This is a genomic window from Kitasatospora sp. NPDC097691 (assembly GCF_040302665.1).
Taxonomy (GTDB): domain Bacteria; phylum Actinomycetota; class Actinomycetes; order Streptomycetales; family Streptomycetaceae; genus Kitasatospora.
Genome location: NZ_JBEORY010000043.1, coordinates 1 through 13,023, shown reverse-complemented (window position 1 = coordinate 13,023; position 13,023 = coordinate 1). Strand labels below are relative to the sequence as shown.

The following is a 13,023-nucleotide window of genomic DNA, read 5'->3' as shown; positions in this document are numbered from 1 at the left end:
GCAAAGTGGTCGTTCTCACCACCGCCCTCACCCTGTGAGAACGCCCCGCCAGCGCTCCGTAGACTGTGGTCGTGAGCGACAAGGCCGACCCGAACCCGTACACCATCCGCCCCGCCGACGGCGGCACCGGCGACGCCCTGCGCGACGTCGAGATGGAACTCTCCGAGCGCTGGCCGGAGAACAAGCTGGAGCCCTCGCTCGACCGCATCGAGGCGCTGATGGACATCCTGGGCCAGCCCCAGCGGTCCTTCCCCTCCATCCACATCACCGGCACCAACGGCAAGACCTCCACCGCCCGGATGATCGAGCAACTGCTCAACACCTTCGAGCTGCGCACCGGCCGCTACACCAGCCCGCACGTGGAGTCCGTCACCGAGCGGATCAGTCTGGACGGCGCCCCGATCGCCCCCGAGCGCTTCGTCGAGGTCTACCGCGACATCGAGCCCTACGTGCGGATGGTCGACGCGGCGCAGCCGGTGCCGATGTCCTTCTTCGAGGTGCTGACCGGCATGGCCTACGCCGCCTTCGCCGACGCACCCGTGGACGTCGCCGTGGTCGAGGTCGGCATGGGCGGCTCCTGGGACGCCACCAACGTCATCGACGCCGCCGTCGCCGTGATCACCCCGATCGGCCTCGACCACACCGACAAGCTCGGCGAGACCACCGGCGAGATCGCCGTCGAGAAGTCCGGGATCATCAAGTCCGGTGCCGTCGCCGTCGTCGCCCAGCAGCAGCTGGACGCCGCCCAGACCATCCTGCGCCGCGCCGTCGAGGTCGACGCGACGGTCGCCCGCGAGGGCATGGAGTTCGGCGTGATCCGCCGCGAACTCGCCGTCGGCGGCCAGCTGGTGACGCTGCGCGGACTCGGCGGCGAGGAGTACGAGGACGTCTTCATCCCGCTGCACGGCGAGCACCAGGCGCACAACGCGGCGCTCGCGCTCGCCGCGGTCGAGGCCTTCTTCGGGGTCGGCGGCGCCCGCGGCGGCCGGCTCGACGTCGACAAGATCCGCCAGGGCTTCTCCGGCGTCTCCTCGCCGGGTCGTCTGGAGGTCGTCCGCCGCAGCCCCACGATCGTCCTGGACGCCGCGCACAACCCGCACGGCGCCCGCGCCACCGTCGCCGCGCTCACCGAGTCCTTCGGCTTCACCCGGCTCGTGGGCGTGATCGGCACCTCCGGGGACAAGGACGTGGCCGGCGTGCTGGAGGCCTTCGAGCCGATCCTGGCCGAGGTCGTCATCACCCAGAACTCCACGCACCGCGCGATGGACGTCGACGAGCTCGCCGCCCTCGCGGTCGAGGTCTTCGGCGAGGACCGCGTCCAGGTGGAGCCCCGCCTCGACGACGCGATCGCCGCCGCCGTCACCCTCGCCGAGGAGGAGGGCGACCTCGGCGGCGCCGGGGTGCTGGTCACCGGTTCGGTCATCACGGTGGGCGAGGCCCGCCTGCTGCTCGGGAGGAAGTGACATGAGGACGCTCTGCTCCTCGACCTTGATCGGCGAAGCGTTGCTGATCATGTTCGCGGCACTGGTCGCGATGCGGCTCACTGACGTCTCCAGCGGGGAGATCTGGACGGTCAGCGGCATCGCGATGGCCCTCTGCATCGCGCTCTGCGGCATGATCAACCGGCCCGGCGCGGTGCAGATCGGCTGGGTGCTGCAGGTCGGACTGATCGCCAGCGGCTTCATCCTGCCGACCATGTTCGGGCTCGGCGTGGTCTTCGCCGGACTGTGGTGGTGCTCGGTGCACTACGGCCGCAAGGTGGACGAGTTCAAGGCCGCCCGCACCGCCGCCACCGAGGCCGCCGCCGTACACGCCTAGCGGCGGGACTGGCGCACCGACACGCCGTGTACGCAAGGTAACCTCTGCCGTGTCGGCCCACGCGTCGACCCGACTGTCTGCCGAACCGATTCCCCAGGAGACGCACCGTGTCCCAGCGCACTCTCGTCCTGCTCAAGCCCGACGCCGTCCGCCGCGGCCTGGCGGGCGAGATCATCAGCCGCATCGAGCGCAAGGCCGGCTGGAAGCTCGCCGCCGTCGAGCTGCGCACCTTCGACCGGGCGACGCTGGAGCTGCACTACGCGGAGCACGTCGGCCGCCCGTTCTACGAGCCGCTGCTGGAGTTCATGACCTCCGGCCCGTCGATCGCGCTGATCGTCGAGGGCGAGGAGGTCGTGCCCGGCATCCGCATGCTGGCCGGCGCCACCAACCCGCTGGAGGCCGGGGCCGGCACCATCCGCGGCGACTACGCGACGATCACCCGCGAGAACCTGATCCACGCCTCCGACTCCCCGGAGTCCGCCGAGCGCGAGATCAAGATCTTCTTCCCGGCGCACGCCTGAGCCGGGCCGGGCGACACGCCCGGAGGACCTCGGGACTGCCCCGGTCGGGACCATTGGCCCGGCCGGGGCATTCTTATCGTGAAATAGGGAACTGGGGATGCCGACACGGCGTCCCAATCCTCGGAGAAGCGATCACGCTCCGGACAATGGACGCTATGCCCCACCTCGACGTCCGTACCGCGCGGCGTGACTACGATGGACGCGACTCACGGGCCCGGTAAGGCAGCTCAGCTGGTCTCCGCCCAAGCGTGGGCGCCCGCAGTCGTCCACCCACCATGAACTCCGAGCCCGGGAAGGCACCCACACCCCATGGCGAGCAACCTGTCGTTCATCGGCCGCGACTTGGCGATCGACCTCGGAACTGCCAACACGCTGGTGTACGTCAGGGGCAAGGGCATCGTCCTGAACGAGCCGTCGGTCGTCGCGGTGAACACCAACACCGGTGGCATCCTCGCCGTCGGCGCCGAGGCCAAGAAGATGATCGGCCGCACCCCCGGCAACATCGTCGCCATCCGCCCGCTCAAGGACGGCGTCATCGCCGACTTCGAGATCACCGAGCGGATGCTGCGGTACTTCATCCTCAAGATCCACCGCCGCCGCTACCTCGCCCGCCCGCGCGTCGTCGTCTGCGTGCCCTCCGGCATCACCGGCGTCGAGCGCCGCGCCGTCATCGAGGCCTCCTCGCAGGCCGGCGCCCGCCAGGTGCACATCATCGAGGAGCCGATGGCCGCCGCCATCGGCGCCGGCCTGCCCGTCCACGAGGCCACCGGCAACATGGTCGTCGACATCGGCGGCGGCACCACCGAGGTCGCCGTCATCTCCCTCGGCGGCATCGTCACCGCCCAGTCCATCCGAGTGGCCGGCGACGAACTGGACAACGCGATCGTCCAGCACATCAAGAAGGAGTACTCGCTCCTCCTCGGCGAGCGCAGCGCCGAGCAGATCAAGATGAGCATCGGCAGCGCCTTCGGCCTGGAGGGCGAGAAGGACGAGCACGCCGAGATCCGCGGCCGCGACCTCGTCAGCGGCCTGCCCAAGACCGTCGTCATCTCCGCCGCCGAGGTCCGCGAGGCCATCGACGAGCCGGTCAACTCGATCATCGACGCGGTCAAGACCACCCTCGACCAGTGCCCGCCCGAGCTGGCCGGCGACGTCATGGACCGCGGCATCGTGCTCACCGGCGGCGGCGCCCTGCTCCGCGGCCTCGACGAGCGACTGCGCCGCGAGACCGGCATGCCGATCCACATCGCCGAGAACCCGCTCGACTCGGTCGCGCTCGGCTCCGGCAAGTGCGTCGAGGAATTCGAGGCCCTCCAGCAGGTACTCGACGCGCAGCCGCGCCGTTAGCACCACGCAGCACGACATCCGACACGACTGAACGGGCAGCCGCCCGGGCCCCACAGCCCCGGGCGGCCGCCAGGTACGAAGGGGCAGTACCAGCACCGTGAGGGACACACGAGAGAGCCGGCTGCTGCTCATCCTGCTGGTGGCCGTCGCCTTCGCGCTGATCACCGTCGACATCAAGGGCGGTGAGGACTCCCCGCTCGGCCCGGCCCGGCACGCGGCCGCCGGCGTCCTCGGCCCCGTCGAACGCGGCGCCGCCACCGTCGTCGACCCCGTCGCCGACACCGTCCGGGCCTTCCGGGACGCCGCCACCAACAGCGGCCGCACCGACCAGCTCGCCCGCGAGAACACCGAACTGCGGCAGAAGCTCGCCTCCTCCGACATGGCCGCCGGACGCACCAAGCAACTCGACGACCTGCTGCGCACCGCCGGCGCCGGCGGATACACCGTCAAGGCCGCCCAGGTCATCGCCATCGGCCCGGCCCAGGGCTTCTCCTGGACCATCACCGTCGACGCCGGCAGCGACGACGGCCTCACCCGCGACATGACCGTGATCAACGGTCAGGGCCTGGTCGGCCGGATCACCACCGTCGGCCCGACCACCGCCACCGTGCTGCTCGCCTCCGACCCCGGCTTCTCGGCCGGCACCCGCCTGGAGGGCACCGGCGAGATCGGCTTCGCCTCCGGCGGCGGCGACAGCCCCATGAAGGTCTCCCTGCTCAACGGCAAGGCCCAGGTCAAGCCCGGCGACCGGCTGGTCACCTTCGGCTCGCAGAGCGGCCGCCCCTTCGTGCCCGGCGTCCCCGTCGGCAAGGTCACCGAGGTCCAGGCCAACGCCGGCCAGCTGACCAAGACCGTCCTGGTCGAGCCCTTCGTCCAGTTCACCCGGCTGGACCTGGTCGGCGTGGTGGTCGTGCCGCCGCGCGCCGACCCGCGCGACGCCGTCCTGCCGCCGGCCCCCGCCCCGGGCCAGGCCCCCGCCGCGCCCGCCCCGGGCCAGGCCCCGGCCACCGCGCCCGCCGCCCCGCCCGCCAAGCCCAATGGGGGGAACTGAGCCATGCGCCTCGCCCGCATCCCCGTCTCCGTCGGCCTGATCCTCTTCGGCCTGATCCTCCAGGTCAGCGTCTTCGGCCGGCTCCAGCTCCCGGGAGCCACCCCGGACATACTGCTGCTCGTCGTGGTCGGCCTCGCTATGGTCTACGGACCCACCGGCGGCTGCCTCGTCGGCTTCACGGGCGGCCTGCTGGCCGACCTCGCGCCGCCCTCCGACCACGCCATCGGCCGCTACGCACTGGTGCTCTGCCTGATGGGCTACGCCGCCGGACTGCTGCGCCCCGAGCACGGCCGCCAGCGCTCGGTCTCCAGCGCGCTCCTGGTGGTGGGCGCCGCCGCGGTCGCCTCCACCCTGCTGTACGCCCTGGTCGGCGCCCTCGTCGGCGACACCGCCGCCCGGCACGTCGGCCTCGGCGGCCTGGTGATCAGCGCCCTGCTCTACGACCTGCTGCTGGCGCCGTTCGTGGTGCCGCTGGTGATGCTGCTCGGCCGCCGCTTCGGTCGTGACCCGGTGGCCGCCGCCGACGACGACCAGGGCGGCCCGGGCCCGGGCCTGGGCTCGCTGGCCCGCTACCGCACCACCCGCGAGGTCTCGTCCGGCCCCTCCTACAAGAAGCGGCGCGTACCCGGCTTCGCCCGCCGCCCGTAACCGGTCCCGCCCCGACCTCCCGACCTCCCCCGCATCCTGGAGCGCACGAGACGTGAGCAACATCCCCGAGACCGGCCGCACCCGACGGGTGACGATCCGTCTGGTGGTGCTGCAGATCCTGGTGCTGTCGCTGCTCGCCACCCTCGGCGGACGGCTGTGGTACCTGCAGATCCGCAACGCCAAGGAGTACACCGCCAAGGCGACCGGCAACCACATCCGTGAGGTGGTCGAGCCGGCCGTCCGCGGCGAGATCCTGGACGCCTCCGGACGGGTGCTGGCCGGCAACGAGACCCGGCTGGTGGTCTCGGTCAGCCGCACCTCCCTGCTGCAGCAGAAGGACGGCGGCAAGGCGGTGCTGTCCCGGCTGGCCGAGGTCCTGGGGATGCCCGCCAAGGACGTGCAGGAGAAGGTCCGGCTCTGCGACGCCAAGACCCCGCAGCCCTGCTGGAACGGCTCGCCCTACCAGCCGATCCCGGTCACCAAGGAAGCGACCACTCAGCAGGCGATGCAGATAATGGAGCGCCGCGAGGACTTCCCCGGGATCACCGCGCAGCCCACCGCCGTGCGCCGCTACACCGGCGCCGAGGGCGCCAACATGGCCCAGGTGCTCGGCTACCTCTCGCCGGTCACCGACGAGGAGGTCAGCAAGACCGCCGACAAGAGCGGCCTGGACCGCTACCTGCCGGCCGACCAGATCGGCCGGGCAGGCCTGGAGTCGGTGTACGACCGCGACCTGCGCGGCACCGCCGGCATCACCAAGCTGGAGGTGGACAACCTCGGCCGGGTGATCGGCACCGCCGGCGCCGTCGCCCCGAAGACCGGCGACAACCTGGTCACCAGCATCGACGCCCGGGTGCAGAAGGTCGTCGAGGACAACCTGGCCCAGGCCATGTCGGACGCCCGGAACACCTTCGACAAGGTCACCAACCGCAACTACGAGGCCGACTCCGGCGCCGCCGTCGTGATGGACGTGCACACCGGTCGGATCATCGCGATGACGAGCGCCCCGACCTACGACCCGAACCTCTGGGTGGGCGGCATCAGCGGCAAGGACTACCAGTCGCTGACCAGCAAGGAGTCCAACTTCCCGCTGCTGAACCGCGCCATACAGGGTCAGTCCGCCCCCGGTTCGACCTTCAAGGTCGTCTCCACCACCGCCGCCGTGCAGGCCGGCTACTCGCTGGACGGCACCTACCCGTGCCCGAAGAGCATGACCATCGGCGGCCGCGAGTTCAAGAACTTCGAGAGCGAGAGCTTCGGCTCCATCACGCTGGAGAAGGCGCTCGAAGTCTCCTGCGACACCGTCTTCTACGGCCTCGCGAACGACCAGTGGCTGAAGGACGGCGGCATCAAGCCGAAGAAGGAGCCGGCCGACTGGTTCTTCAAGACCGCCCATGAGTTCGGCCTCGGCGCCAAGACCGGCATCGACCTGCCGTCCGAGGTGACCGGCCGGGTGCCGGACCGCCAGTGGAAGCAGTCCTTCTTCGACAACAACAAGGACGCCTGGTGCGCCCAGGCGAAGAAGGGCGGCAACAGCTTCTCCGACCAGATCGCGCGGGAGAACTGCGTCGACGGCTACCAGATGCGCGCCGGTGACGCCGTCAACTTCGCGATCGGCCAGGGCGACACCCTCGTCACCCCGGTCCAGATGGCCCGGATCTACTCGGCGCTGGCCAACGGCGGCACCTTCTACCGGCCGACCATCGCCAAGGCGGTGATAAGCCCGAGCGGTGAGCTCGTGCGCGAGATCGCCCCGCAGGCGGACGCCAAGTTCCCCGGCGACCAGAAGCTGCTCAGCTACATCGACCAGGCCACCGCCGGTGTCATCACCAGCGGTACCGCCGCCTGGAAGTTCGCAGGGGCCGGCTGGCCGCAGGACAAGATCGCGCTGCACGCCAAGACCGGCACCGCCGAGGTCGAGGGCAAGCAGACCACCTCCTGGCTGACCACGTACAGCAAGGACTACGCGGTCATCATGACGATAAGCCAGGGCGGCACCGGCTCCGGCGGCTCCGGCGACGCCGTCCGCCGGATCTACCAGGCGCTGTACGGCGTGGACGACAAGGGCAACGTCGACAACGGCAAGGCGCTGCTGCCCGCGCCGCAGACCGAGCTGCCGAAGTTCAACCCGGACGGCACCGCGATCATCAAGCCGGCCTCCTACACCGCCGGCTCGACCCCGGCCGGCGGTGCGTCGGGCCCTTCGGCCGCCGTGCCCGCCCAGGCTGCAGCCCAGCCCGCGGCGCCGACCGTGGTCCCGGCCCCGGCCCCGGCCCCGATCCCGGTCCCGGTTTCCGCCGCGGCCGCCGCATCGCTGCCGACGCCGACCACGCTGCTCGACCCGGCGCAGGCCGACCCGGCCCCGGCGGCCTACCTCGACCAGGCACCGCCGACCGACCGCCAGGCGTCGTACACCGCGGCCGACGCCGCGCTCGAACCCGGCCGCGGCCCGGGAAGGGGACGGGCATGACCTCCTACGGCTCCTACCGGCAGCTGCGGCTGGCGCCGCAGCGCAACGGGGTCTCCAAGGCCCTCGCCAAGGACTCCACGCTCTGGCGGCTGGACTGGATACTGCTGTTGGCCGCGCTGGCCCTCTCGGCCGGCAGCTCGCTGCTGGTCTGGTCGGCCACCCGCGGACGCGACTCGCTCACCCACGGGGACCCGCAGTACTTCCTGTACCGGCACCTGACGAACTTCGTGGTCGGGCTGGTGCTCTGCTCCGTGGTGATAGCGATAGGGAGTCGCCGCTTCCGCACCATCGTGCCGTTCCTGTACGTCGGCGTGATCGTGCTGCTGCTGGCGACGCTCAGCCCGCTGGGCTCGACCATCAACGGCGCGCACTCGTGGATCCAGCTCGGCGGCGGCTTCTCCATCCAGCCCGCCGAGTTCGCGAAGCTCGGGATCGTCCTGGCGATGGCGGTCGTGCTGTCGGACCAGGTCGACGCGGGGGAGCGGGAGTTCCCCTCGCACCGGGCCGTGTTCCGCGGCCTGCTCTGGGCCGGACTGCCGATGGGCATAGTGCTGCTGATGCCGGACGCCGGCTCGGTGATGGTGATGGCCGCGATCGTGCTGGGCATCCTGCTCGGCTCCGGCGCGGCGAACCGCTGGGTCCTCGGGCTGCTGGTGGCGGGCGCTGCCGGGTGCGTGGCGATCTGGAAGTTCGGGCTGCTGAGCAAGTACCAGATCGACCGCTTCGCCGCCTTCGCCAACCCGCAGCTGGACCCGAACGGCGTCGGCTACAACACCGCGCAGGCCCGGATCGCGATCGGCTCGGGCGGGCTGACCGGCAAGGGCCTGTTCCACGGGACGCAGACCACCGGGCAGTTCGTGCCGGAGCAGCAGACCGACTTCGTGTTCACCGTCGCCGGCGAGGAGCTGGGCTTCGTCGGGGCGCTGGCGATCATCCTGCTGGTCGGCGTGGTGCTGTGGCGGGCCTGCCGGATCGCCCGGCAGGCGACCGACCTGTACGGCACGATCGTGGCGGCCGGGATCATCGCCTGGCTGGCCTTCCAGGCCTTCGAGAACATCGGGATGTGCCTGGGCATCATGCCGGTCGCGGGCATCCCGCTGCCGTTCGTCTCGTACGGCGGGTCCTCGATGTTCGCGAACTGGATGGCCGTCGGGCTGCTCCAGGCGGTTCGCAGCCAACGGCCGATAGCGGCCTGAGCGGGTGCACGGCGGGGCCGGTCCGGGGACTCCCGGGCCGGCCCCTTCGTCTGCCCGCACGGCGGTCGGCGGCGGTCGACGGTCGACGGCGGCGGTCGGGGGCGATCGGCGGCGATGGGGGCAGTCGGGACGGTCGACGGCGCCTCAGGTCGTCTGGAGCAGGCAGTCGGCGGCGGTGAGGACGGCCCGCGTCTGGTGCGCCAGCTGCTCCTGGACCGGCACCCAGCGGGCGCCGAAGCGGTGGCGCAGCCCGTCCAGTCCGGCGGCGACGACGGCGCGGGCACGCTCGCGGGCCGCCTCCGCGCCCGGGCCCCGGGCGTCCGCGAGCAGGCGCAGCAGGATCGACGCCGCCCGCAACGGCAGCCGGGCCGCCACCAGCCCGGCGGTGGTCACCCGCGAGCAGGAAAGCGGCTCGGGGCGCCAGCGCTCCAGCCACTCCTGCGCCACCCGCGGCGCCACCGCCAGGCTGAACTCGGCGGTGCGCACCAGCGCGCCGTACGCCTCGTGGCCGTGCACGGGGACGTGGGCGAGCAGGGAGGTGAGCTCCTCGGCGCGCGCGGTGAGGTCGCGGGCGGCGGCGGTGAGGGCCTGCGGCCCGGCCGGGTGCGGGCGGGCGTCGCCGACCGCGTCCACGGCCCACATCGGGACCTCCAGGACGGCGGTGACCGCGCCGAGCCGGGCGGCGTAGGCCCAGGTGGAGAGCTCGGGCTCGTCCGGCAGCGCCCGGGAGACCCCGGTGCTGTCCGGGGTCGGCATCAGGTAGGTGCCGGGGGCGGGGCTGGCCCAGCCGATCGCGTCGTAGGAGTCCACGTCGAGCGGGAGTCCGGCCCGTTCGGCGGAGCGGGCGAAGCGCTCGGCCAGTCCGGGCACCGGGCCGGTGAGCTGGACGAAGGCGCCGCCGAAGTCCACCCCGTGCAGGGAGCACTGCAGGAACGGGCGCAACTCGTCGATGAGGTCGGTCAGCGCCAGGCTCTCCGGCATCGGCGGGCGGCCGGTGCCGGGGGCGGGCAGCAGTTCGGGCTGTTCCTCGAAGGCCGGACGGAAGAAGTGCTCGTAGTGGCGGCGCATGGTGAGCGGGCCGTCCAGCCAGCCGGCGTTGAGCGCGGCGCCGTCCGGGTCGAGGCAGAGCAGCAGGTGCCAGGAGATTCCCGGGCGCGCGGGGCGGTCCAGCAGCAGCTCGGCCAGCCGGACCGCCCCGGCGGTGCCGATCGGCTCGTTGGGGTGCGGACCGCCGACCACGAGCACGGCGCGCGGGCCGCGGTCGACCGAGAGCAGCAGCAGCGGGCGCCCGGCCCGGGAGCGGCCCACCTCGCGCAGCCGGCAGCGGTCCGGGTGGCGCAGGGCGAGCCGCCGGGCGGCGCACTCGGCCTGGGCCGGCGTGGGGTAGCGGGCCGGCCGGGTCTCGAGGGGCCGGAGGGGGCGGATCCGCCGACCGGTGTCGGTCATGGTTCTCCTTGCGCCGGTCGTACGGCTCGTACGGCCGCCGGGGCGCGGGAACGCCGGTGCGCCGCCGGGCACGGAGTGCGGGCGGGGGACGGGGCACCGCGGGCCGGGGACGGCGGCCGGGCGGACACGGGACGGGCCTGGTGAGGGTGGACTGGGCCGTGTGCGGGGGGAGGGAGAGGGCAGCGCCGGGGGAACTCCGACGAGGGCCGAGCGTACGACCCAACTCCCTTGTCCGGAAGGGGCACAGGGGTTCTTGGCGGGGCCCTGTCAGTACCGCACGGGCCGTCCGGGCGTGTCAACGGCGGACGGCGCGGGGCGGCGGGCGCGCACTGCGCGTACCGGAGCGGGTGCGCAACGGCCGGGTCGCGCCGGAGTGCGGAGGGCCCGCGCTCCGGGGCAGACGGGCCGATCCCCGGATTGGGCTACCCTTGAGGGTCACCCCTCCCATGCCGACTCGCGGCACCGAATCACGTCGTAAGGGTTCCTAGTACATGACTGTCGAATCGGTCTTCCCACGCCTGGAGGCCCTCCTCCCGCACGTCCAGAAGCCGATCCAGTACGTCGGCGGCGAGCTCAACTCGACCGTCAAGGACTGGGACGCCTGCGACGTCCGCTGGGCGCTGATGTACCCCGACGCCTACGAGGTCGGGCTCCCCAACCAGGGCGTCATGATCCTCTACGAGGTGCTGAACGAGCGCGAGGGCGTGCTCGCCGAGCGCACCTACAGCGTCTGGCCGGACCTCGAAGCGCTGATGCGCGAGCACGACGTCCCGCAGTTCACCGTGGACGCCCACCGCCCGGTGAAGGCCTTCGACGTGTTCGGCCTGTCGTTCTCCACGGAGCTCGGCTACACGAACATGCTCACCGCGCTCGACCTGGCCGGCATCCCGCTGGAGGCCAAGGACCGCACCGACGAGGACCCGATCGTCCTCGCCGGCGGCCACGCGGCCTTCAACCCGGAGCCGATCGCGGACTTCCTGGACGCGGCGGTGGTCGGCGACGGCGAGCAGGCCGTGCTCGACATCACCGAGATCATCCGCGCCTGGAAGGCCGAGGGCCGCCCGGGCGGGCGCGACGAGGTGCTGCTGCGGCTGGCCCGCACCGGCGGCGTGTACGTCCCGCGGTTCTACGACGTCGAGTACCTGGCCGACGGCCGGATCGGCCGCGTCGTGCCGAACGCCCCGGGCGTTCCGTGGCGGGTGTCCAAGCACACCGTGATGGACCTGGACGAGTGGCCGTACCCGAAGCAGCCGCTGGTCCCGCTCGCGGAGACGGTGCACGAGCGGATGTCCGTGGAGATCTTCCGCGGCTGCACCCGCGGCTGCCGCTTCTGCCAGGCCGGCATGATCACGCGCCCCGTGCGGGAGCGAAGCATCACCGGCATCGGCGAGATGGTCGAGCGCGGGCTGAAGGCGACCGGCTTCGAGGAGGTCGGCCTGCTGTCGCTGTCCAGCGCCGACCACACCGAGATCGGCGACATCGCCAAGGGTCTGGCGGACCGCTACACCGAGGACAAGATCGGCCTGTCGCTGCCGTCCACCCGCGTCGACGCCTTCAACATCGACCTCGCCAACGAGCTGTCCCGCAACGGGCGCCGCTCGGGCCTCACCTTCGCCCCCGAGGGCGGCAGCGAGCGCATGCGCAAGGTGATCAACAAGATGGTGTCGGAGGAGGACCTGATCCGCACCGTCGCCACCGCGTACGGCAACGGCTGGCGCCAGGTGAAGCTGTACTTCATGTGCGGCCTGCCGACCGAGACCGACGAGGACGTGCTCCAGATCGGCGAGATGGCGAAGAACGTCATCCAGAAGGGCCGCGAGGTCACCGGCCAGAACGACATCCGCTGCACCGTCTCCATCGGCGGGTTCGTGCCCAAGCCGCACACCCCGTTCCAGTGGGCCCCGCAGCTGTCCGCCGAGGCCACCGACGCCCGTCTGGCCAAGCTGCGCGACTCGATCCGCGGCGACCGCAAGTACGGCAAGAACATCGGCTACCGCTACCACGACGGCAAGCCGGGCATCGTCGAGGGCCTGCTCTCCCGTGGCGACCGCCGGATCGGCGCGGTCATCCGCGCGGTCTACGAGGACGGCGGCCGCTTCGACGGCTGGCGCGAGTACTTCTCGTACGACCGCTGGATGGCGTCCGCCGAGAAGGGCCTGGCCGGCACCGGCGTCGACGTCGACTGGTACACCACCCGCGAGCGCACCTACGAGGAGGTGCTGCCCTGGGACCACCTGGACAGCGGCCTCGACAAGGACTGGCTCTGGGAGGACTGGCAGGACGCGCTGGAGGAGGTCGAGGTCGACGACTGCCGCTGGACGCCGTGCTTCGACTGCGGCGTGTGCCCCCAGATGGACACCCACATCCAGATCGGCCCCACCGGCAAGAAGATGCTGCCGCTGACGGTCGTCAACAAGTAGCCGTCGGTCGGCGGCCGCGGCCGTCGGCGAGTGACGGTTCCCACACCTAAAAAAGATAGACCTTGACCATGACATGGTCACGGCGCTATGCTCCGCGACTCCCCAT

The 13,023-nt window shown here is 71.9% G+C and carries 10 protein-coding genes; 9 read left to right on the top strand and 1 reads right to left on the bottom strand.

Translation table 11 applies throughout. The features are described from left to right. Nucleotides 1-71: 71 nt before the first annotated feature. From folC to rodA, 8 genes are all read left to right on the top strand, one after another. Nucleotides 72-1,463, top strand: a complete 1,392-nt coding sequence (gene folC, locus ABTY56_RS26020) for a bifunctional tetrahydrofolate synthase/dihydrofolate synthase (RefSeq protein WP_502893185.1) — start codon at nucleotides 72-74, stop codon at nucleotides 1,461-1,463. 1 nt (nucleotide 1,464) lies between these two features. After that, the gene (locus tag ABTY56_RS26015; protein ID WP_350631594.1) at nucleotides 1,465-1,818 is read left to right on the top strand and encodes a DUF4233 domain-containing protein; all 354 of its coding nucleotides are present in this window, start codon (nucleotides 1,465-1,467) and stop codon (nucleotides 1,816-1,818) included. Between the two features lie 107 nt (nucleotides 1,819-1,925). Then, the gene (ndk, locus tag ABTY56_RS26010; RefSeq protein WP_030058261.1) at nucleotides 1,926-2,339 is read left to right on the top strand and encodes a nucleoside-diphosphate kinase; all 414 of its coding nucleotides are present in this window, start codon (nucleotides 1,926-1,928) and stop codon (nucleotides 2,337-2,339) included. A 321-nt stretch (nucleotides 2,340-2,660) separates the two neighbouring features. Continuing rightward, nucleotides 2,661-3,686, top strand: coding sequence for a rod shape-determining protein (locus ABTY56_RS26005; RefSeq protein WP_030256393.1), 1,026 nt, complete (start codon nucleotides 2,661-2,663; stop codon nucleotides 3,684-3,686). A gap of 97 nt (nucleotides 3,687-3,783) precedes the next feature. Next, nucleotides 3,784-4,737, top strand: coding sequence for a rod shape-determining protein MreC (gene mreC / locus ABTY56_RS26000; protein WP_350631593.1), 954 nt, complete (start codon nucleotides 3,784-3,786; stop codon nucleotides 4,735-4,737). 3 nt (nucleotides 4,738-4,740) lie between these two features. Further along, complete coding sequence (gene mreD / locus ABTY56_RS25995) at nucleotides 4,741-5,385, top strand: rod shape-determining protein MreD (protein ID WP_350631592.1); 645 nt, start codon at nucleotides 4,741-4,743, stop codon at nucleotides 5,383-5,385. 52 nt (nucleotides 5,386-5,437) lie between these two features. Next, nucleotides 5,438-7,855 (top strand): penicillin-binding protein 2, encoded by a 2,418-nt coding sequence (gene mrdA, locus ABTY56_RS25990; protein ID WP_350631591.1) that lies wholly within the window; start codon nucleotides 5,438-5,440, stop codon nucleotides 7,853-7,855. Beyond that, the gene (rodA, locus tag ABTY56_RS25985; protein WP_350631590.1) at nucleotides 7,852-9,051 is read left to right on the top strand and encodes a rod shape-determining protein RodA; all 1,200 of its coding nucleotides are present in this window, start codon (nucleotides 7,852-7,854) and stop codon (nucleotides 9,049-9,051) included. The genes mrdA and rodA overlap by 4 nt, the downstream gene beginning before the upstream one ends. A gap of 144 nt (nucleotides 9,052-9,195) precedes the next feature. On the opposite strand, the gene ABTY56_RS25980 is transcribed toward rodA, so the two are convergent. Then, nucleotides 9,196-10,497: a M14 family zinc carboxypeptidase gene (locus tag ABTY56_RS25980; RefSeq protein ID WP_350631589.1), complete on the bottom strand. Its 1,302-nt coding sequence runs from the start codon at nucleotides 10,495-10,497 to the stop codon at nucleotides 9,196-9,198. 491 nt (nucleotides 10,498-10,988) lie between these two features. On the opposite strand from ABTY56_RS25980, the gene ABTY56_RS25975 reads away from it, so the two are divergent. Then, entirely contained in the window at nucleotides 10,989-12,917 is a 1,929-nt protein-coding gene (locus tag ABTY56_RS25975) for a TIGR03960 family B12-binding radical SAM protein (RefSeq protein ID WP_350631588.1), read from the top strand. Nucleotides 12,918-13,023: the final 106 nt, after the last annotated feature.

Bases quoted from the DNA above. Each gene is read 5' to 3' on its own strand.
- ABTY56_RS26015 (WP_350631594.1), top strand. From the start codon at position 1,465: ATGAGGACGCTCTGCTCCTCGACCTTGATCGGCGAAGCGTTGCTGATC.
- mreD (WP_350631592.1), top strand. From the start codon at position 4,741: ATGCGCCTCGCCCGCATCCCCGTCTCCGTCGGCCTGATCCTCTTCGGC.
- rodA (WP_350631590.1), top strand. From the start codon at position 7,852: ATGACCTCCTACGGCTCCTACCGGCAGCTGCGGCTGGCGCCGCAGCGC.
- ABTY56_RS25980 (WP_350631589.1), bottom strand. From the start codon at position 10,497: ATGACCGACACCGGTCGGCGGATCCGCCCCCTCCGGCCCCTCGAGACC.
- ABTY56_RS25975 (WP_350631588.1), top strand. From the start codon at position 10,989: ATGACTGTCGAATCGGTCTTCCCACGCCTGGAGGCCCTCCTCCCGCAC.